The sequence below is a fragment of the Ruegeria sp. TM1040 genome (assembly GCF_000014065.1).
In the GTDB taxonomy this organism is placed as follows: domain Bacteria; phylum Pseudomonadota; class Alphaproteobacteria; order Rhodobacterales; family Rhodobacteraceae; genus Epibacterium.
In genome coordinates, this window is record NC_008044.1 from 3,088,024 (window position 1) to 3,107,836 (window position 19,813).

Below are 19,813 nucleotides of genomic sequence, written 5' to 3' on the forward strand. Positions count from 1 at the left end.
GGTGTTATGGGTATTCGAGTTACGGGTCTTATTGCGGTTGCTACTGTCATCTGCGCCTTGGGCACGGGCGTCTATATGCAGCGTACTGCAGATTTGCAGCGTGCGCCGAGCGCGCAGCAGGCCTCCGCACCGCTTCCGACGGAACCTGAAACCGGAAAACTTGTTCTTCAGGATGTGACGTTCACCTCCGCAAGACCGGATACGCACCGACGACGTCAGCCGCTGCGGGACGTGGATACATCGCTCTTGCAATGTGCGAGCACTTTGAACCTCACTGCGATCGACAACGCGATGCTTCAGGTCGAGCTTTCCGCCCCTTGCCGGGCGGGAGAGCGTTTTACGCTGCACCATGGCGGCGTGATGGTGACTTACGCGCTTGATGCTGAAGGGGATTTTCGCGGTGTTTTGCCTGCTTTTACGAAACGCGCCGTTGTTATTGCGGACTTCGCATCAGGGCGCGACCTTGATGCGTCTGTGATGGTCGAGGATCTCGAACAGGTCGAGCGTGTCGTCATGCACTGGCAGGGCCGGAGCGGGCTTGAGCTTCACGCGCTGGAATTTGGCGCGACCTATGGGAGCGCGGGCCATGTCTGGAAAGGCTCCGAACCGGGGCTAGGCGCGGGCGAGGTTCTGTTCCTAGGTGACCCGGATCAGGTCGCTGCGCATCTTGTACAGGTTTACACGCTGCCCAAATCCTCCGGGTATGGCGCGGTCAACATTTCTGTCGAAGCAGAAATTACCGATGCCAATTGTGATCAGGCTGTCGCGGCACAGTTGATCGAGCGGCGCGACGACAGACTGCGCACGCGGGATCTGGTGTTGAACATCCCCGATTGTTCGGCGGTTGGTGATTTTCTGGTGTTGAATAATCTCGTCGAAAGCCTGAAAATCGCCTCCAACTAACTGGGGCGACACCGGGATTTCTCATGAGCTATTACCGTGCGGCGGTCTGCGCCGCACTCTGCTTTTTCAGCTTTGGCCAACCGGTTCTGGGACAGGATGTAACGCTGTCCTCGCCCGATGGCGCCATCGAGGTGAGTGGAGATCTGCTGGGTTTTGATGGTGAGTTCTACCGTGTGGAGACGCAGTTTGGCGAGCTGACCGTGGATGGCTCCGGGGTGCGCTGTGAGGGTCCGGGCTGCCCTAGCCTGTCTGACTTCGTTGCCGAGATCACCTTTGCCGGGTCCTCCACCATGGCAGAGGTTCTCCTGCCCGCGCTGATCGAGGGTTTCTCTCTGCGCAACGGATATCAGACCGCCCGCATGCAACTGGATTCGCGTCAGTTTGAATACACGCTGTCACGCGACGGCCGGGTTGCGGGGCGGTTCACCTTTCAAGTCAGCAATACGGATGAAGGCTTTGCAGATGTCCTGGCCAACCAGGCCGACATCGTGATGGCATTGCGTGAAATCCGGGAAGCCGAGCACCTATTGGCGTCCGAGGCAGGTCTTGGCGATATGTCTTTGTCCAATCGGGGGCGGGTGCTGGCCCTGGATGCCATGGTGCCTGTTGTGGCACCGTCGAATCCGGTGCGACGGATCTCGCTGCCTCAACTTGCGGATATTTACGCGGGCAAGATCACCAATTGGTCCGAGCTTGGCGGCGCTGACGCACCCATTTCGGTGCATTTGCCCGTTGCTGGGGCAGGGTTGGCGCAGGCTGTCGAGGACAAGCTCTTGTCACCTGCCGGGCTCGAACTCTCCGAGAGTATTCGCCGCCATGATCGCGGCAGCACGCTTGTGCGGACGGTCGCCACCGACCCGTTTGCGATTGGCATCGCGAGCTATGCCGAAACTGGCCAGACCCGGATGCTCACGCTTACGGGGGCTTGTGGGTTTTCGCTGTCAGCGGGACGGCGCAGTATCAAGACCGAGGACTACCCTCTGACTGCGCCGATGTTTCTCTATCTGCCTGCCCACCGCCTGCCACGCATTGCCCGGGACTTTTTGACCTATGTGCGTGGCCCTGCTGCCCAGATCGTGATCCGTCGCGCAGGGTTTGTGGATCAGGCACCGGAGCATATCCCGCTGCGTCTTCAGGGGGAACGGCTCAGCAATGCGATACGATCTGCAGGGGAAGACATCCCGCTCAGCGAGCTGCAACGATTGATTTCGGGGCTCGATGGATTGCAGCGATTGACCACCTCATTTCGATTTGAGGCCGGATCGTCCAGGCCTGATGCGCAATCCCGCAACAATATCGATTTGCTCGCGCGTGAACTTGAAGCCGGAGTCTACGACGGTAAGCGCTTGGTTTTTGTGGGATTCTCAGACGGTGAGGGGCCAGCGGAGGGCAACCGTGCCATCGCGATGAAGCGCGCGGAGTCGGTGCGCCGCGCCGTGGAGCGCGCAGCCGAAACCGCAAATCTGGATCGCATTTCGATCGAGACAGCGGCTTACGGCGAAGCACTTCCCATTGCCTGCGATGACAGTGCCTGGGGTCGACAAGCCAACCGGCGTGTCGAAGTCTGGATCAGGTAAGCCTACGCGCTTTGCGTTTCATGACGATCTGTCCAACGGAGGCAGTATCGTTTGTCTGCGGCCAGGTCTGCGATTCAGCGTAACCACATGCGCTGTATCTGCGCGGCGCATCAGGCCATGCGGAGGGGCTCATCGGGCGGGTTGTGCAAGCAAATAGATCAGCTTGCAGGGAGACGCCGCTCATCAAGGCGGGCAACACCCAGAACATCAAGCACTTTGGCCTCAATATGCTCTGCATTCATCGCTGCGCTGTCATACATGTCTTTGGGGCTGGCCTGATCGATAAAGGTGTCGGGCAAGACCATCGACCGGAACTTGAGCCCGGTGTCGAACACGGCTTCCTCGGACAAAAGCTGTGCGACATGAGAGCCAAAACCGCCAACTGCGCCTTCCTCGATGGTGATGAGCGCCTCGTGTTTCTCCGCGAGGGAGAGGATCATGTCGCGGTCCAAGGGCTTGGCGAAGCGCGCATCTGCAACGGTTGGGGTGATCCCCCGCGCGGCAAGCGCTTCAGCCGCTTTGCGAACCTCGCCCAAACGGGTGCCAAAGGAGAGGAGCGCAACGCGGGAACCCTCCTCGATGATGCGGCCCTTGCCAATTTCCAGGACTTCGGGTTGTTCGGGCATCTCCACGCCTTCGCCCTCTCCGCGCGGATACCGAAAGGCGATAGGACCCGCGTCATAGGCCGCGGCAGTGGCAACCATGTGCTTGAGCTCTGCCTCATCCGCGGCGGCCATCACCACCATACCGGGCAGGTTGGCCATGAAGGCGATGTCAAAAGACCCGGCATGGGTGGCGCCATCCGCGCCCACGAGTCCTGCGCGATCAATTGCAAATCGGACCGGCAGGCGCTGGATGGCCACATCATGCACCACCTGATCGTACCCTCGCTGCAAGAAGGTCGAATACATCGCGCAGAAGGGCTTCATCCCGCCAGCTGCCAGAGCCGCGGCAAAGGTCACACCATGTTGTTCTGCAATGCCCACATCAAACGTGCGCGACGGATAACGCTCTGCCATCAGGTTGAGGCCGGTGCCATCGGGCATGGCGGCAGTGACAGCGCAGATCTTTGAATCCTGTGCCGCCAGATCGGTCAGCGTTTTCCCAAAAACTGACGTGTAGGATGGCGCGTTTGAGGGTGCTTTTTTCTGCTCGCCAGTGACCATGTCGAACTTTGCAGTTGCATGGCCTTTGTCGCGCGCCACTTCCGCCGGGCGATAGCCTTTGCCCTTTTTGGTAACGGCATGGATCAGGATTGGGCCAGCGGCGCGCGCCTTCACGGTGCGCAACACCGGTAGCAACTGATCCATGTCATGCCCATCAATGGGGCCGATGTAAGAAAAGCCCAGGGATTCAAACAGGGTGCCCCCCATAGCCATGCCCTTCAGCATATCCTTGGCGCGTTTGGCGCCTTCGCGGAAGGGCTCGGGCAGCAAGGACACCGCTCCCTTGGCGGCGGCTTTGAGGTCATGAAACGGCGCCTCTGTATAAAGGCGGCTGAGATAGGAGGAGAGCGCACCAACCGGCGGAGCAATCGACATCTCATTGTCGTTGAGGATCACGATCAGGCGTTTGCCAAGGTGGCCAGCATTGTTCATCGCCTCAAACGCCATGCCTGCGCTCATCGCACCATCGCCGATAACAGCAATAGCGTCACCGAGGCCTTCTTCGGTCACTCCGCCCAGATCCCGCGCAACAGAGAACCCCAGCGCAGCAGAGATCGATGTGGAGCTATGCGCTGCGCCAAAGGGGTCAAAAGCGCTCTCGGAGCGCTTCGTGAACCCCGACAGACCATCCTTCATGCGCAAGGTGCGAATGCGGTCGCGGCGGCCGGTCAGGATCTTGTGCGGATAGCACTGGTGCGAGACGTCCCAGATCACCTTGTCCTTGGGCGTGTCAAACACGGAGTGCAGCGCCACGGTGAGCTCGACAACGCCAAGGCCGGCCCCAAGATGCCCGCCCGTGACGGAGACCGCAGAGATGGTCTCTTGCCGTAGCTCATGAGCGACCTGCTCCAACTGCGCATCGGAGAGGCGTTTCAGATCAGCAGGCGATGCGATCTGATCAAGGAGCGGGGTCTGTGGCCGGTCGGTCATGCGGGTCTGGGCTCCTTCGGGGCGCGCGCGTTAGCTGTCGCGCGAGATAACGAAGCGGGCGGCGTCCTTCAAGGTGTCGCCTGCCGCGCCATAGGGGGCAAGGGCTGCGCAGGCTAGGTCAGCCAACTCTCGAGCGCGGTGTTTTGCGCCTTCAAGCCCAAGATGCGACACGAATGTGGCTTTGCCCGCATCAGCATCTTTGCGCACAGCTTTGCCGACGGTCGCTGCATCGCCTTCTACATCTAAGATGTCGTCCGCGATCTGAAAAGCCAGCCCAAGTGCTTGGGCATAGTGACGCAGTGGCGCCGGATCTGCCCCGGCAAGCCGCGCTCCGGCACATGCGGACCATTCGATCAAACAGCCTGTCTTGCGGGCCTGGAGGGTCGTGATTTCATCAAGCGTCAGCGGGGTTTCTGCCGTTTCAGCCGCGATGTCCATCATCTGACCAGAGACCATTCCGTCCTTGCCCGCCGCTTGGGCAAGGGTGCGGATGAGGCTGAGCGCATTGGGTCCAACGCTGTCGCGAGCGAGCAGTTCAAACGCCAATGTTTGCAGGCTGTCCCCGGCAAGCACGGCGGTGGCCTCGTCCCATTTGCGATGCAGCGTCGGCTGGCCTCGGCGCAGATCATCGTCATCCATCGCAGGCAGGTCGTCATGCACAAGCGAGTAGGCATGAATGCACTCAATCGCGAGTGCCGCTTCGATCGCAGCCGTTTCAGGCACGTCATGCAAACGCGCGCTCTCCAGAACGAGGAACCCCCGAAGCATCTTGCCGCCCCGCAAGGCGTAATCCATTGCCTGATGCAACAGGTCCGCCTGCGGCAGGCGACGGTCCATATGGTTTAAGATCTGCGTCTGCGCCTGCAAGAGCGCAGCGGTAAACCCTGCTGTCATACGGTCTTATCCGGCATCAAGCGGCTGGGTGCCGGTGGGTTGGCCGTTTGCATCAAGCGTGATCGCGGCGACTTTTTCTTCGGCCCGTTTGAGTTCGTCTTCGCAGCGTTTCTTCAGCGCTGCTCCCCGTTCATATAGCGAAATAGACGCATCCAAAGCCACGTCACCGCGTTCCAGCTGATCTACGACGCGTTCCAACTCCTGCATCGCAGTTTCAAAGCTCATCTCTTCGACGGGGGTCTCGGTTGTCATGTCGCGGCCTTTATCAATTCTTCCACATGTGCCTTGGCGGCATCGGCTAGCGCGTTCAGATCATATCCGCCTTCCAAAGTCGAGACGATACGCCCCTGACACAACTCTTGTGCAAGCAGGCACAGTTCACTCGTGAGCCACCGGAAATCATCGGTTTTCCAATTGAGCTGTGCCAATGGATCTTCACGGTGGGCGTCAAACCCTGCCGAAAGGATGATCAATTCGGGCTTGAACGCTCTGAGGCGTGCAAAGGCCTGCGTTTGATAGATTTGCCGCATTTCATCGCCGCCGGTTTCGGGGCGCAGTGGCAGGTTCATCACATTGTCGTAAGCACCATCGTCGTCCGAGTTCCCGCTCCCGGGCCAGAGCGGCATCTGATGGGAGCTAATTACCAAGGCGCGGCGCTCGTCCCACAGCAAATCCTGTGTGCCATTTCCGTGATGGACGTCAAAATCGACCACCGCGACCCGTTTGAGCCCGTGATGATCCAGCGCATGCTTGGCCGCAAGCGCAGCTGTTCCAAACAGACAAAACCCCATGGGCGTGTCTGTCTCCGCGTGATGCCCCGGCGGGCGCGTTGCGCAAAACGCATTCTGCACGTCACCCGCAAGCACCATATCGACGGCACGCACGGCCGCGCCAACGGCCCTGAAGGCAGCATCCAAAGATCCCGCCGACATCCATGTGTCCGCATCCAGCGCGCGACGCCCCTCGGTCGGCAACGCGCGGCGCAGGTCCGCAAGGTAAGTGGCGGGATGGGCGCGCAAGATATCGTCTTCGGCTGCCAACGGTGCGGTCACCCGTACAAGATCAAGCCCGGCGAGTGCATGTAGCACATGCTCCAGCCGCGCCACCTGCTCAGGGTGCCCCGGCGGTGTTTCATGCGTGAGGCAATCCGCGTGAGTGAGCAATGCGGTGGCCATGGTAACTCTCCCTCTTTCTTTGGCTGGACGATCTCGCTTCAGCGCGGTGGTTTCAAGAGAGACAGCGTGAAAACAGCGTGTGTTTGCATACACAAAGGTGCTGTGCAGCCTGCTCTGGGTTAGTCCGGCGCCAGCATGTAGCCTGCACCACGCACGGTCTGAAGATACTGCGGCTGCTTGGGATTGGGTTCAATCTTGCGCCGCAAGCGGGTGATCTGAACATCGACCGCGCGCTCCTGTGCCTGGCCCCGGTCACGTCCCAGATCCTCGACCAGCTTGGCGCGGCTGACAGCTTCGCCCGGTTGAGCCGAAAAGATCTTCATCAACTGGATTTCAGTTGACGTCAGCCGGATCAGATCCTCACCCTGCCACATCTCGCCGCGGTCGATGTCATATCTGATCTCACCGAGTTGCAGGAACTTCGGCGCAATATCCTCGGGCTGACTTTCTGGCATGCGCCGCAGAATGGCGTTGATGCGCAGCAAGAGTTCTTTGGGTTCAAAAGGTTTGGGCAAATAGTCATCGGCGCCGGCCTCCAACCCCTTGATCCGGTCATCCGTTTCACCGCGTGCGGTCAGCAACAGGATCGGTGTCGCCATTGTCTCGCGCAATGCTGCCGTGAGCGAGAGCCCGTCCTCGCCGGGCATCATCACATCCAGCACGATCAGGTCAAAATCCAACCCCGAGAGCACGCGCCTTGCATGAGCTGCATCCCGGGCGGCAGTCACCAGAAATCCGGCGCGGATCAGGAACTTCTTCAGAAGGTCGCGAATGCGCTCGTCATCATCGACAATGAGCAGATGTGGATCATTGTTGGCGCTCATTGCGATTTCTCCCGCAGTTCCGTGTAGGCTCGACGCATATCCGCATCCATCATCGCCTCAAGCACTTTTTTGAAGCCCTGCACAGCCTCAGGGCCCGCTTGTTTGTAGGCTGCACGCATCCGGACGCGCTGGGCGTCAGAGAGGCGCTGCTCCAGATCCACGCCCCGCTCCGTCAAATAGAGATTGCGTTCGCGCTTATCGAGGGTTCCGACTCGGCTATCGACCAGCCCATCCTCCACCAGCGCCCGCAAGACCCGGTTCAAAGACTGTTTTGTCACCCCGAGGATGCTCAGGAGATTGTTGACGGTGGTGCCCGGCGAACGATTGATAAAATGCAAGGCGCGGTGATGCGCTCGGCCATAGGCCAGATCCGCGAGGATGCGATCAGGATCTGCGGTAAATCCCTGATAGGCAAAGAACATTGCCTCGATCCCTTGGCGCAGCTGCTCATCGGTCAGAAACAGGAGGCTTTCACCTCCAAAACCTGTCCCGGAACGCCCGTCAGACATTGTTGCCTCTCCTATGTTTTGCCTGTCAGTTTATGTCAGCATTATTGACATTCCAAGACCCGAGATGTACCGAGTGGCGAGTTTGGCGCAATTATGTAAGCAAAAACACCGCTTGCTGCGCAATAACCGAAAATTGAACGGCGCTGAAAGGGAATGCGGAATGGCTGGATATGATGATCGCGACGGTCTGATCTGGATGGATGGCGAACTGGTGAATTGGCGCGATGCCAAGGTTCACATCCTGACTCATGCGATGCATTACGCGTCTTCCGTTTTTGAGGGCGAGCGCGCTTATAACGGCAAGATCTTTAAAAGCCGCGCCCATTCCGAACGACTGATTGCATCGGCAGAGGCACTGGACATGCCGATGCCCTACTCGGTCGATGACATCGAACGCGCCAAAGAAGAAACCCTCAAAGCCTCCGGGCTGCAGGATGCGTATGTGCGTGCGGTGGTGTGGCGCGGCTCTGGCGAAGACATGGGGGTCGCCTCGGCGAAAAACCCTGTGAGAATGGCCGTCGCGGTATGGGGCTGGGGTGCCTATTACGGCGATGCCAAAATGCAGGGCGCGAAACTCGACATCGCAGAGTTCAAACGTCCCTCGCCGGAAACGATCCCCGTGCATGCGAAGGCGGCAGGCCTCTACATGATCTGCACCATCTCCAAGCACAAGGCCGAAGCCAAGGGCTGCTCTGATGCCTTGTTCATGGATTACCGTGGCTATGTGGCCGAAGCCACCGGCGCAAATATCTTCTTCGTAAAAGACGGCGAGGTGCATACGCCCAAACCTGATTGCTTCCTCAACGGTATTACCCGTCAAACGGTGATCCAGATGCTCAAAGACAAAGGCATCACCGTGCATGAACGTCATATCATGCCCGAGGAAATGGATGGGTTTGAGCAATGCTGGCTGACAGGCACCGCCGCCGAAGTGACCCCCGTCGGCGAGATCGGGCCTTACAAATTCGAAGTGGGTCAGCTCACACGCGAAATCGCCGAAGAATACGAGGCCCTAGTGCGCAGCTAAACCGTTGATATTCTAAAATTAAAAAAGCGCGGAGCCGAAACGCCCCGCGCTTTTTTAATTCAACCACCGTGGGTCCAGTCTGGCGCCTTCGCCTTGTTCCAAATATGTCGGAGCACGAGGCAGAGCCTCGTAGGCACCAAGACTGTGCGCCGCAGGCGCTCTGCTGGGTTAAGCGATCTCGGTGGTGACTTCGACGTTGCCACGCACGGAGTTGGAGTACGGGCAGATCTTGTGCCCAGCTTCGGTCAGACGCTCGGCGGCCTCTTTTTCGACGCCGGGCAGGGTCACTTTCAAGTGCACCTTCAAGCCGAATCCGCCTTCATCGCGCGGACCGATCCCCACGGCTGTTTCCACTTCGACGCTGTCCGGAACCTTCGGCAGGCTGTCATCCTGCGTTGTCGCAAACTTCATCGCACCGATGTAGCAAGCAGAATAGCCTGCGGCGAAGAGTTGCTCTGGATTGTATCCTTTTCCGTCGCCTCCCATTTCGGTTGGGGGGGCAAGATCTAGTACGAGATCGGTTCCTTTGACTTTGGCTTGGCCGTCACGGCCTCCGGTTGCGGATCCATGGGCGGTGTAGACGGGCGATACGGACATCTGCGACTCCTTTCATCGTGAGCGATTATATCGTGCACGATGTTTATGGCGCGTGATCCAAAAGTCAATCGCTTGTGATCAGATCGCGCAAGATCTAAATCTGAAACATGGACCAGCCTTTGAAAATCGACGAATTGCTCTGCTTCTCCGTCTACTCGGTGAATCATGCGATTTCGCGCTTGTATCGTCCGCTTCTTGCGCCGCTGGGCCTCACCTATCCGCAGTATCTGGTCTTGGTAGCGCTCTGGGACAAGGATCAGCGCCGGGTGGGCGATCTGGGGTCTGAACTGCAACTGGAGACAAACACGCTGACTCCGCTTCTCAAACGAATGGAGATGGCGGGCTTCTTGACACGTCAGCGCGACAGTTCGGATGAGCGCGGACTGATCGTTGCGCTGACCGACAAGGGGCGAGAGGTCAAAGAACAGGCCGGTACCCTCACCGCTTGTGTGCTGGAGGCGATGGGCGGTGACATCGGTGAACTTGCAGCATTGCGCGACCGATTGCACAGCCTGCGTAAAACGCTGGAGCAGGAATAGGCCGACGATCTGCGCGTGTTACCCGCCCTTTGGGTCCGTGAGTGGCTTTGCTTTTCCACGCTCCAACCCAAGGCGGCTTTCGCGCCAGATCACGATACCATTGGCCACGATGACCAGAGCGGCTCCAAGCAGCATTACCAGAGATGGCCACTCCGAGAACCAGACATAGCCGATAAGCAGCGCAAAAAGCATCGACACATAATCATATGGTGCCAACAGCGACGCCGGCGCGAAGCGATAGGAGGAGGTGATCAGGATCTGCGCAATCGCGCCGATGAATCCGGTGCTGATCATCAACAGCAAGAGGGGCATGTCGGGCTTCACCCAGCCAAAGGGCAGTGTCAGTAGCGACAAAAGCGATGCGGTGACGGAAAAGTAAAACACGATCGCCGCGGTCTCTTCGCTTTGCACCATCTTGCGAATGTGGATCTGCACAAATCCTCGCAGGGCGGCAGCGGCGAGGACCAGCATCGCGCCGATAAAGGCCATATCCTGAAAGGAACCAGCCCCACCGAGCCGAGGTGAGAGCATGATCAACACTCCAACAAGTCCGATGGCCACAGCGCTGATGCGGATGATGCGAATGCGCTCACCAAGCAGCAAGGCGGCCAATACCAGCGTAAATATCGGGGTGGCATAGCCCAGAGCGGTGACTTCTGGCAGTGGCAGGATCGCCAGCGCGGCAAAGTTCAACCCCATCGCTGTCGTGCCGACGACGCCTCGCCAGAAATGCAGCATCGGGCTTCGGGTGCGCAGCCCGCTGGGCAGATCTCCCCGCGCTGCGAGCCAGACCAAGATCACCGGCAACACAAAAAAGGAGCGAAAAAACACCGCCTGACCTGTGGGCACCGTCTGGGTGATTTCCTTGATGAGGCCCGACATGATGGTGAACAGCCCGATGGCGGTCACTTTTAGTGTGATTGCCAAAATCGGTCGATGCGATGTTAAGCTTTTTGCCATGCGCGGACCCTGCGCGCTTGGCCGGGGAATGGCAAGCACGCAAGGGAGAAGTGATACATTATTTGCGACCCAGCCACCCGAAAATCAGTGTGCAGGGCCGGGATCATGGGCCTCGGCCTGATTTTCCTCACTACGCCATTCGGCGAGTGCTTGGCGCAAGATCTGCAGGGCAGAATTGAGGAACAATCCGGCCATGATGCCTGCCACAATCAGGTCGGGCCAACCGGTTGAGGTGCCCCAAACCCCAAGCGCGGCGATCATGACCGCAACATTGCCGACCGCGTCGTTGCGTGAACAGAGCCAGACGGATCGGACGTTGGCGTCGCCGTCTTTGTAGGCGGCCAGCAGGGCCACGGACAACAGGTTCGCAGCGAGCGCAAGAAATCCGATCACGCCCATGACCTGCGCCTCGGGCACGCCCACAACAAAGACGTTCCAAATTGTAGAACCAAAGACCCAGCCGCCCATCAGCAGAAGGCTCACACCCTTGCCAATTGCGGCCAGCGCCCGCGTACGCAGGCTGGCTCCGATGACTGCCAGCGAGATCCCGTAGGTGAGCGCATCCCCTAGAAAATCAAGCGCATCGGCTTTCAGCGCCTGGCTGCCTGCGGCTTGACCAGCGGCCATTTCAACACAGAACATCGCCGCGTTGATCACGATCACAGCCCACAGGCGGCGTTTATATTCCTTTGATACTCCGTCAAAGCGGGCGGTGTGGTTGCAGCATCCTGCCATGAGTCAGGTCCTTTGCGCTTCGTCTTGAATTCGATTCGAGAGGAACTTAATTGCTCTAGTGACTAGAGGTTCAAGGGGGATTTGATGCTGTCCATTGGTGCATTGTCCAAGGCCACCGGGGTCAAGGTTCCGACCATTCGCTATTACGAAGAGATCGGTTTGATCGACCATGCCAGTAGAAATGCCGGCAATCAAAGGCGCTACGATCAGGCGGGGCTGGAGCGGCTTGGCTTTATCAAACATGCCCGCGATCTCGGTTTTACATTAGAAGAAATCAGGGACTTGATGGGGCTCAACGGGCAGCTGGGCCAGGATTGCAGAGCTGCCGATCGCATCGCGCAGTCGCAGCTTGAAAAGGTGCGGGCGCGGATCGCGCGCTTACGCCGTCTCGAGGCCGAGTTGGAGCGGATCACCACCCTGTGCCAAGGTGGCAATGGTGGTCAGTGCCAGGTCCTGAGCGCCTTGGGGGACCATAGCTTGTGCTTGGGCGACCATGATTGAAGGTGTTGTTTACACGCCGGGTGGATCCGCAGGCGGGACAAATTTCTCCATGTCCTCCGCTGAAAAGACCGCCTGCAATCCGCTTCGATAATCCGGGTAGCGCAACTTCACCCCGAGCTCGTCCTTGATCCGTGCGTTGCGCACACGTTTGTTTTCACCGTAAAAACTGCGCGCCATCGGGCTCATCCCGGCTTCGTCAAAGGGAACCTCGGATGGGATCGGCAGGCCCAGGAGCTCTGCAGCGTAGCCCAGAACATCCTGCGGTGGAGCGGGTTCATCGTCGCAGACATTGTAGATCGCGCCTGGATTTGGCGCCTGGATCGATGCTTTGAGAACCTGCGCGATGTCCTCCACATGGGCGCGCGAAAACACCTGACCGGGTTTGACGATACGGCGCGCCTTGCCCGCCATCAGCTTGGCAAAGGGTCCACGACCCGGGCCATAGATCCCGGCAAGGCGAAAGATATGCAGGGGCAGTCCTGCGAGGCTGCTCCACTCTTCTTCGGCGCGGACGCGCCAGTTTCCGCGCTGGCTCGACGGGGTTGCGGGAGTCATCTCGTCAACCCAGCCGCCATCGTGATCACCATATACGGCAGTTGTCGACAGATAGCCGATCCACTCCAACGACGGCAGCGCAGCAATCTCGGCGCCAAGCGCATTTAGGACGGGATCGCCGTCTTCTGAAGGACTGATGGAGAGCAGAATATGCGTTACATCCCGAAGCGGCACATCTTGTCCGGGCCATGTCATCAATTCCACCCCACTCTCGGATTGGTCCTCGCAGCGATCCCGGGTTGTTCCGATGATGCGCCACGCGTCGCGCGGCAGGATCTTTGCCAGCGCGCGGGCCGTGTAGCCAAAGCCAAAGCAAAGCAGCGTTTTACGGGTGGTGTCTTGGGTCATATGGCAGAACATGCGGGCGGATGCGGGCAGATGCAAGCACCTGCTGCAGACGGCCAGCTGCGATTATGTGCAGCCGTCGTCGCTTGACACAGGCGAAAAGACTGCCGCATGAGAGGGGCGATGGTTCCCCGACGCCTAAGGCCGGTGGGATGAAAAGGGAATTCGGTGCGGAGGAGCCAAAGGGCGCCAAATCCGAAACTGCCCCCGCAACTGTAAGCGGCGAGCGCCCCGTCACAGCCCACTGATCCTCATGGATCGGGAAGGGAGGGACGCGCAATAACCCGCAAGTCAGGAGACCTGCCATCGCGACTTTTTAACCAAGCGGGCGGTGGGCCCGCGGAGGACGCGATGCCAGATGTCAAAACTCTGATGAGTCACACTTGCACGCCTCTTGGTCGGAGGTTGGGATGCACGTTTATCTCTATCTGATTTCAGCCAATTACGTCAGCACAAAGCGGTTTGCGGCGCTTTCGAGACGGCTCGAAGAGCTTGCGCCCAAACCTGCGATGGCCATTCGGCTGGAGGCAGACGGGGTCGGGCTATGGCAAGCGCTGGACACACTCAGGGCGCGTGGTGCGCGCCGAATCGACCTGCGTCCTGTGGGCCTTCCGTTTTCGCAATCACTGGAAAACTGGCTACCGGGTGCGGCGGGGGCATGGTGCGCGCAGCAGAATGGCGTTCCCCCCGAAGTTTTCTTTGCGAGCAGCCCCGAGCATGACGACGACGTGATCCGGGCGGTTGCCAGCGCAGAGGTCTCGTTGCAGCGGGTCGTGGATCGGCCCAGAGGCGAGATCGGCAAAGGCTGGGATCTGCCCCCACCGCATCAGCACCATCTCCTGGTCTGTACCGGTCCGCGTTGCCACCTCAAAGACGCACCGAACCTTGCGGATCATCTCAAGTCGGAAATCCGGCGCGCGGGGCTTGGGGACAGCTGTCTGGTCACCACAACGGGCTGCGTCTTTCCCTGCAATGCGGGGCCGGTGATCGTGCATTATCCGCGCGGGGATTGGTATCGGGTTCCGGATCTCTCGGAGATCCAGCGTTTTGTCAAAACCGTCCTTGTGCAGGGCGGTAGGCTTGAACATCTCATTTTCCATCAAACGGGAGTCTCCCATGAAACTGCGTAACCTTTTGCCATTGCTCGGCCTCATGGCATCTGCAGCGCATGCTGATGCCGTCACCATCCAAAGCTGCGGCGTCTCTCAAGTGTTCGATAAAACGCCGAGCCGCGCGATCACGCTCAACCAGCAGGCAACCGAAGTCATGCTGGCGCTGGGCCTGCAGGAAGCGATGGTTGGAACCGCGTACATTGACGACGCGATTCCCGCGCAATGGAACGACGCCTACGAGAGCGTGCCGGTTCTGGCTGAAAAATACCCAGCCGCAGAGGTGGTATTGGCGCAGGAACCGGACTTTTTGTTTGCCGGCTTTGGATCGGCGTTTTCTGAGGACAATCTCGGTGCCGCCGAGAAATGGCACGACCTCGGGATTGGCACCTATCTTGTGGATGCCTCCTGCAAGGACAAACACCTTCAGGACGTGCCCTTGACCGTTGCCCCGATCTTTGAAGATATTGAAACTGTTGGAAAAATATTCAACGTAGAAGACCGTGCGAACGCATTGATCGATACCCTTCAACAGCGGTTGGACTCTGTCAAAGCAGCGCCGTCCGGGGCGGGGCAGACTGCCTTCATCTATGATAGCGGCGCAGAGACGCCTTTCTCCATCGGGTGTTGTGGCGGGCCTGCGCTGCTGGCGTCGCTCACGGGGCTTCAGAGCATCAGCAGCGATGTGCCCGGCACTTGGGTCGATCTCTCTTGGGAGCATGTGGTTGCCGCAGACCCGGATGTGATCCTGTTGATCGAGGCGGATTGGTCGACCGCCGCAGAAAAACGCGCGCACATGGAAGCGGACCCAGTATTGAGCGCGTTGCGCGCGGTCAAAGAGGGGCGTTTTGTAACCGTCCCCTTCTCGGAAACGCTGTTGGGGATGCGCTTTGCCGATGGCGTGGAGACGGTGAACAATCAACTTGCAAAGCTGCCGTAAATGCGTCGCGGATCGCCCCTGTTGCTGCCAGCCTCTGGTCTGGCGCTGTTGCTTGCGATGGCCGCAGGGGTGCTCTGGGGCACTGCTGACATCAGCTGGGGTGATCGGCTGGCGATCCTCATGCATGACGATGATGCACCGCGTGGGCTGTCGATGATCGTCTGGCAATGGCGCATTCCGCGTGTGCTGGCGGTCGGAATGATCGGCGCCGGTTTGACGTTGGCTGGTCTCTTGATGCAGACCGCGCTGCGCAACCCGATGGCTGATCCTTATCTGATGGGAGTGTCCTCAGGAGCGTCGGCGGCGGCCGTTGGGGCGATCATCTGGTTTCCGTCGCAGATGACGGAAACACTTGGTGTCCCTCTGATCGCCTTTCTTGGTGCGGCAGCTGCTTTCCTGATGACGCTCACGCTCTCGCACCGGCGAGGGCGTGCGCTTGATCCTTTGGTGGTTATCCTCGCCGGTGTTGCGGTATCTCTTATGTTCCAGGCGCTTACGGCGTTCTTCCTCTATGTTGGTGATCCGCATGCCACGCGCAATGCGATGGGGTGGTTGATGGGAACGGCGGCGGGAACCGATTGGGAGGAGCTACCACTTCTGGGCACCATCCTCGCCCTGTCGCTGGTGCTGGCGTTGCGCGCGTCGTCCAAGCTGGATGCAACTTTGCTCGGGGATGAGCGCGCGCAATCACTGGGCGTCAATGTCGGGCGCATGCGACTGCTGGTGTTCTTTGTCACAATCGCGCTGACCGGGGTGGCCGTTTCGATCGCGGGGATCGTTGGTTTTGTGGGGCTGATCCTGCCCCATATGGCGCGCCTGTTGGTCGGCGCCCGCCACCGTGTCCTGATCCCACAGGCGGCCATCCTCGGGGCGATCACACTGATTCTTGTCGATCTGGCGTGTCGGGTCGTACTGGCGCCAGAGGAATTGCCGCTTGGCGTGTTGCTGGCGCTTCTGGCGGCGCCGCCGTTCATCTATATCCTGCGGGGGATGGCCCATGCCCGATGATCCCATTCTCGAAATCCAGGATCTCTCCGTGGCAGTTGGTGGGCTCCCCTATGTTCGCGACCTCTCGCTTTGTGTGGAGCGTGGGCGATTTCACGGTCTTCTTGGTCCAAACGGTGCCGGCAAGACGACGCTTCTTCGTGTCCTCTATCGCGCGATCGCGCCGCAATCCGGCGAGGTACGACTAAATGGGCGTCCGCAGTCCGACTTCAGCCCAGCGCAATGGGCGCGGCATGTCGGCGCTCTGGTCCAGGGTGGCGGGCTCTTGTCTGGTCTGACACCCGAAGACATCGTGGAGATCGGCCTCACCCTGCGTGAGCGCCCCAGCGCGAAACGCAAAGAGGCCGTGCAGGATGCGCTCAGTTTGGTGGGTCTGCAGGACAAGGCCCGACAAGACGCCGAGAGCCTGTCCGGGGGAGAGCTGCAGCGCTGCTACTTCGCGCAGCTTCTTGCCTGCGACCCGGAGGTCTATGTGCTCGATGAGCCGACAAATCACCTGGATCTGCACTATCAACTGCGATTGTTGGATGAGGTGCGTCGCAGGGGGCGCAGCGCGATCGTGTCATTTCACGACTTGGGAATGGCGGCGCGCTACTGTGACACAGTTCATCTGATGCAGGAGGGTCAGTTGGTCGCAGAAGGCCCCCCGCAAGCGGTGCTGACCCCTGAGGTTCTCCATCAGCACTATCGCGTAGACGGGCGGCTCGATGGCCACAGCCTCAAGCTGGAGGGGCCGGTTCTTGACGGAACCGACCCCTTGCGTGTCTTTGAAGATGAGCGAAGTCAGGCGACCTTGTGGTCGTCATCTGCGTCGTCAAAGGCCTGATCTAGGTTGGCGCTCTGAGGCGTATCGGTTGCTTCGATCTTGAAACGACTGACCGAGGCGACCAGTTTCGCGGCCTCATCCCGAAGCATCTGTGTCGAGGCGGCAGTCTCCTCGAGCATCGCTGCATTTTTCTGCGAGCTTTCATCGAGCTGCGTCACGGCGGTGTTGACCTCGGTGATACTGGTCGACTGCTCACTGTTGGCGACAGAGATCTGATCCACCATCTGAACGAGGCTCGCCACACTGTCTTTGATGGCATTGAGCTCTCCTCCGGTCCGGCTGACAAGCTCAACCCCCTGCCGCACCTCGTTGGAACTGTTTCGGATCAGTTCATTGATTTCCTGCGTCGCCTCCGCAGAGCGCTGCGCCAAAGCGCGCACTTCTGATGCAACAACCGCAAATCCGGCACCGGCCTCACCGGCGCGGGCTGCTTCGACCCCGGCATTGAGCGCCAAAAGATTGGTCTGGAACGACACGCCTTCGATCAGATCGGTGATCTTGCTAATGGCTTCAGATGCTTCGCGGACCCGGTTGATCGCGGCTGTGGTTTCCTCCGCCACCGCCAGCGTTGAGGCTACGCGGTTTTGGGCGTCGCGCACATACTCATGCGCCTGGCGCGAGTTCGATGCAGTATCCTGCACGGAGTCGTTGAGGATCTGGATCGCGCCTGTGGTCTCCTCAAGCGAGGCCGCTGCCGATTCACCGCGTTTGGAGGCGTCAAGTGTCGCTGCAGCGATTTCATTTGCTGTATTGTTCAGGGTCACGCTGCTCTCTATCAGCTGGCGGATCACTTCGGTCTGCGTAAGGCTTAGCGCATCGACCGCTGCCGCGATTTCTGCAAAGACACCGCGATGCGAATCCGGCATCCGTACCGTCAGATCACCGCCAGCAAGCGCATCCACGGTGAACCGCACGTCGGCGAGGCCGCTTTCCACCACCGTCCCGATGCTGTTCACACCATGACCAAGCTGCGCAAACTCGCTCTCTTCATCGTCGATTGGGATGCGTTGCGAGAAATCGCCCTCGGCGCAAGCGCTGATGACTTTGTTGATTTCGGTCGCAAATCGCTCGCGTTCGATCTGTCCATCGCGGAAGTTCTCAATCGCAGTGCTCACGGCGCTGACTTCGTTGATGCGGGAGTGCGGGATCTCGGCGTCGAATTTTCCTTCGAACATCTGCTGAAGTACGCGCTGAATTTTCAGCAGAGGCCCGGAAATCTTCTGAGCCAGCGCAAAGCCCAACGCAATGAAGGTCAAAAGCCCGATGCCAGCGAGAATCGACGAGCGGTTCATCAGTTCGCGCTGGGCGGCCTTGGCGGAGGTGACGATCATGTCCCGGCGATCCCGAATAAGGGTCCGCGTCTCATCGAGAATAGGTTCAGCAGCGGCATAGCGGTCTGACATGATCCCTGTCCGCTCTGTCAGCTTCATTGTCTCGTCTACAAAAGCGGCAAATGTCGAGCGATACGTCTCAAGAAGCGCGTCGATTTCCGCCTGTTGCTCTGCGCTGCTGAAATAGCTGTCCGGAAAGGCGTGGAATTCTTCGATGCGCTGCTCGAGGCGGCCCAGGTATTTGGTGTTTCGACGCATGATGAAGTCCTTCTCGTGCCGGCGCATCATCAACATCTTGACCATCATTTCGGGGTAGGCGCTGTCTTTGAGGCTCTCTTCGACCGAATGCACCGCAGCGCGCAGCTTGCCCTGATGCCCTTCGGTTTCATTCAGACCCAGCGCCAGAGAGCTTGAAACAACATCTTGGAAACTTGCGGCGTAACTGGCGACCGCCACTTGTAGGTCATCGAGGTTGGCGGAGACATCGGACATGCCATCTATCTCGTTCGTCTGCGCGCGGGCGGAGTCCAAAGTGGCATTGAGTTGCGTCAGAATGTCGGCGTGACGCCCTACGTATTTCTCATCACTGCGCAGCAGGAAATCCTTTTCAGCGCGGCGCGCCTGAAGAAAGGCGATTTCGAGCTGGACGATTGTCGCGTTCAGCGTTTCGACTTGCTCGATCTCCTGTTGCGACGTGTCGCGTGCAGCGTTTGTATAAAAGGACAGGCCAACGAGTGCGCACATGCCGATTGCGGCCAGACCTACAATAGAGAGAATTGCGGTTCGGATAGAATAGGTCATGGACAGAGCGCCTCGCGTAGATCGTCGTTTGCGCCCAGCTTACCGCCATAAAGTTAAGCCATAGTTCGACAGATGTACGTATGGCGTGTGGAGTCTTAACCCCACTCCCGCCATCCGGGCACAACATATCGCAGAGGGGCAGCGGGTTCAGATCGCGTGATTGTCACGATATGCGCCTCGCCACGGTTGAGTAGAGGTTCTTAACTCTATGCTGGCAATATGGCCTCGCGACAGCCGCTGACACTGTCAATGTGTTCGATTGTGTTGTCTCTCGGTGGAACCCGCAAGGTTCAGAAGAACATTCCCCGCGAATCGTAGAGTAAACTGGTGCCCTGGCCCGGGCAAAGAAGGCAGGAATTTGCCCCTCTTTGCAGGCCGCCACAATTGGGTCGCAATGCTGCCTTCGGTCCGCCTCAGGTTCTCCCCCGAAAAGCCAGGATGGCCCCAATTTTGCCTTGAAAACCATAGGTTTAGGCGTGTTACTTGGGTCAATTTTATCTGTTAAGACCTAGTTAAGAAAGCCCTCTGTATCCCGGTTTTGGGTGAACAGAAAAGGTGGTGGGA

At 59.1% G+C, this 19,813-nt stretch carries 20 protein-coding genes and 1 riboswitch; of the genes, 9 read left to right on the plus strand and 11 right to left on the minus strand.

What is annotated here, in order from left to right:
* Window positions 1-6: 6 nt before the first annotated feature.
* Window positions 7-903 carry a hypothetical protein gene (locus TM1040_RS19045; protein WP_011540231.1) on the plus strand — a complete coding sequence of 299 codons (897 nt, stop codon included), beginning with the start codon at window positions 7-9 and terminating at the stop codon, window positions 901-903.
* Window positions 904-926: 23 nt separating this feature from the next.
* The gene (locus tag TM1040_RS19050; protein WP_011540232.1) at window positions 927-2,480 is read left to right on the plus strand and encodes a phosphate ABC transporter substrate-binding/OmpA family protein; all 1,554 of its coding nucleotides are present in this window, start codon (window positions 927-929) and stop codon (window positions 2,478-2,480) included.
* A 158-nt stretch (window positions 2,481-2,638) separates the two neighbouring features.
* Here the strand turns inward: TM1040_RS19050 and dxs are convergent, their stop codons facing one another.
* The 6 genes from dxs to TM1040_RS19080 form a co-directional block, all read right to left on the minus strand.
* Window positions 2,639-4,576: a 1-deoxy-D-xylulose-5-phosphate synthase gene (gene dxs, locus TM1040_RS19055; RefSeq protein ID WP_011540233.1), complete on the minus strand. Its 1,938-nt coding sequence runs from the start codon at window positions 4,574-4,576 to the stop codon at window positions 2,639-2,641.
* Window positions 4,577-4,606: 30 nt separating this feature from the next.
* Window positions 4,607-5,470, minus strand: a complete 864-nt coding sequence (locus TM1040_RS19060) for a polyprenyl synthetase family protein (RefSeq protein WP_011540234.1) — start codon at window positions 5,468-5,470, stop codon at window positions 4,607-4,609.
* Window positions 5,471-5,476: 6 nt separating this feature from the next.
* Window positions 5,477-5,722, minus strand: a complete 246-nt coding sequence (locus TM1040_RS19065; protein ID WP_011540235.1) for an exodeoxyribonuclease VII small subunit — start codon at window positions 5,720-5,722, stop codon at window positions 5,477-5,479.
* Window positions 5,719-6,645: a histone deacetylase family protein gene (locus tag TM1040_RS19070; protein WP_011540236.1), complete on the minus strand. Its 927-nt coding sequence runs from the start codon at window positions 6,643-6,645 to the stop codon at window positions 5,719-5,721. Before TM1040_RS19070 ends, TM1040_RS19065 begins: the two co-directional genes overlap by 4 nt.
* Before the next feature lie 119 nt (window positions 6,646-6,764).
* Window positions 6,765-7,469, minus strand: a complete 705-nt coding sequence (locus TM1040_RS19075) for a response regulator (RefSeq protein WP_011540237.1) — start codon at window positions 7,467-7,469, stop codon at window positions 6,765-6,767.
* Window positions 7,466-7,978 carry a MarR family winged helix-turn-helix transcriptional regulator gene (locus TM1040_RS19080; protein WP_011540238.1) on the minus strand — a complete coding sequence of 171 codons (513 nt, stop codon included), beginning with the start codon at window positions 7,976-7,978 and terminating at the stop codon, window positions 7,466-7,468. Before TM1040_RS19080 ends, TM1040_RS19075 begins: the two co-directional genes overlap by 4 nt.
* 160 nt (window positions 7,979-8,138) lie before the next feature.
* Here TM1040_RS19080 and TM1040_RS19085 point away from each other — a divergent pair, with 160 nt between their 5' ends.
* Window positions 8,139-9,005 carry a branched-chain amino acid aminotransferase gene (locus TM1040_RS19085; protein ID WP_011540239.1) on the plus strand — a complete coding sequence of 289 codons (867 nt, stop codon included), beginning with the start codon at window positions 8,139-8,141 and terminating at the stop codon, window positions 9,003-9,005.
* 168 nt (window positions 9,006-9,173) lie between these two features.
* Here the strand turns inward: TM1040_RS19085 and TM1040_RS19090 are convergent, their stop codons facing one another.
* Window positions 9,174-9,602 carry an organic hydroperoxide resistance protein gene (locus TM1040_RS19090; RefSeq protein ID WP_011540240.1) on the minus strand — a complete coding sequence of 143 codons (429 nt, stop codon included), beginning with the start codon at window positions 9,600-9,602 and terminating at the stop codon, window positions 9,174-9,176.
* 107 nt (window positions 9,603-9,709) lie between these two features.
* Here TM1040_RS19090 and TM1040_RS19095 point away from each other — a divergent pair, with 107 nt between their 5' ends.
* Complete coding sequence (locus tag TM1040_RS19095; RefSeq protein ID WP_011540241.1) at window positions 9,710-10,141, plus strand: MarR family winged helix-turn-helix transcriptional regulator; 432 nt, start codon at window positions 9,710-9,712, stop codon at window positions 10,139-10,141.
* A gap of 18 nt (window positions 10,142-10,159) precedes the next feature.
* On the opposite strand, the gene TM1040_RS19100 is transcribed toward TM1040_RS19095, so the two are convergent.
* Both TM1040_RS19100 and TM1040_RS19105 read right to left on the minus strand, forming a co-directional pair.
* The gene (locus TM1040_RS19100) at window positions 10,160-11,101 is read right to left on the minus strand and encodes a DMT family transporter (RefSeq protein WP_011540242.1); all 942 of its coding nucleotides are present in this window, start codon (window positions 11,099-11,101) and stop codon (window positions 10,160-10,162) included.
* A gap of 84 nt (window positions 11,102-11,185) precedes the next feature.
* Complete coding sequence (locus TM1040_RS19105; protein WP_011540243.1) at window positions 11,186-11,836, minus strand: cation transporter; 651 nt, start codon at window positions 11,834-11,836, stop codon at window positions 11,186-11,188.
* A gap of 84 nt (window positions 11,837-11,920) precedes the next feature.
* Here TM1040_RS19105 and TM1040_RS19110 point away from each other — a divergent pair, with 84 nt between their 5' ends.
* The gene (locus tag TM1040_RS19110) at window positions 11,921-12,337 is read left to right on the plus strand and encodes a MerR family transcriptional regulator (protein WP_011540244.1); all 417 of its coding nucleotides are present in this window, start codon (window positions 11,921-11,923) and stop codon (window positions 12,335-12,337) included.
* Window positions 12,338-12,346: 9 nt separating this feature from the next.
* Here TM1040_RS19110 and TM1040_RS19115 read toward each other — a convergent pair whose 3' ends face one another.
* Window positions 12,347-13,240 carry an SDR family oxidoreductase gene (locus TM1040_RS19115; protein WP_193339799.1) on the minus strand — a complete coding sequence of 298 codons (894 nt, stop codon included), beginning with the start codon at window positions 13,238-13,240 and terminating at the stop codon, window positions 12,347-12,349.
* Window positions 13,241-13,344: 104 nt separating this feature from the next.
* A riboswitch (cobalamin riboswitch) is annotated at window positions 13,345-13,560 on the plus strand.
* 87 nt (window positions 13,561-13,647) lie between these two features.
* Here TM1040_RS19115 and TM1040_RS19120 point away from each other — a divergent pair.
* From TM1040_RS19120 to TM1040_RS19135, 4 genes are read left to right on the plus strand one after another with little or no spacing between them, the layout of a single operon-like run.
* Complete coding sequence (locus tag TM1040_RS19120) at window positions 13,648-14,367, plus strand: hypothetical protein (protein WP_011540246.1); 720 nt, start codon at window positions 13,648-13,650, stop codon at window positions 14,365-14,367.
* Entirely contained in the window at window positions 14,354-15,286 is a 933-nt protein-coding gene (locus TM1040_RS19125; RefSeq protein WP_011540247.1) for an ABC transporter substrate-binding protein, read from the plus strand. The genes TM1040_RS19120 and TM1040_RS19125 overlap by 14 nt, the downstream gene beginning before the upstream one ends.
* On the plus strand, window positions 15,287-16,294 hold the full coding sequence (locus TM1040_RS19130) for a FecCD family ABC transporter permease (protein ID WP_011540248.1): 1,008 nt from the start codon (window positions 15,287-15,289) through the stop codon (window positions 16,292-16,294). It begins immediately after the preceding gene.
* Window positions 16,284-17,117: an ABC transporter ATP-binding protein gene (locus tag TM1040_RS19135; protein ID WP_011540249.1), complete on the plus strand. Its 834-nt coding sequence runs from the start codon at window positions 16,284-16,286 to the stop codon at window positions 17,115-17,117. The genes TM1040_RS19130 and TM1040_RS19135 overlap by 11 nt, the downstream gene beginning before the upstream one ends.
* Here TM1040_RS19135 and TM1040_RS19140 read toward each other — a convergent pair.
* Window positions 17,075-19,249 (minus strand): methyl-accepting chemotaxis protein, encoded by a 2,175-nt coding sequence (locus tag TM1040_RS19140; protein ID WP_011540250.1) that lies wholly within the window; start codon window positions 19,247-19,249, stop codon window positions 17,075-17,077. The two genes, TM1040_RS19135 and TM1040_RS19140, sit on opposite strands and share 43 nt — an antisense overlap.
* Between the last annotated feature and the right edge of the window lie 564 nt (window positions 19,250-19,813).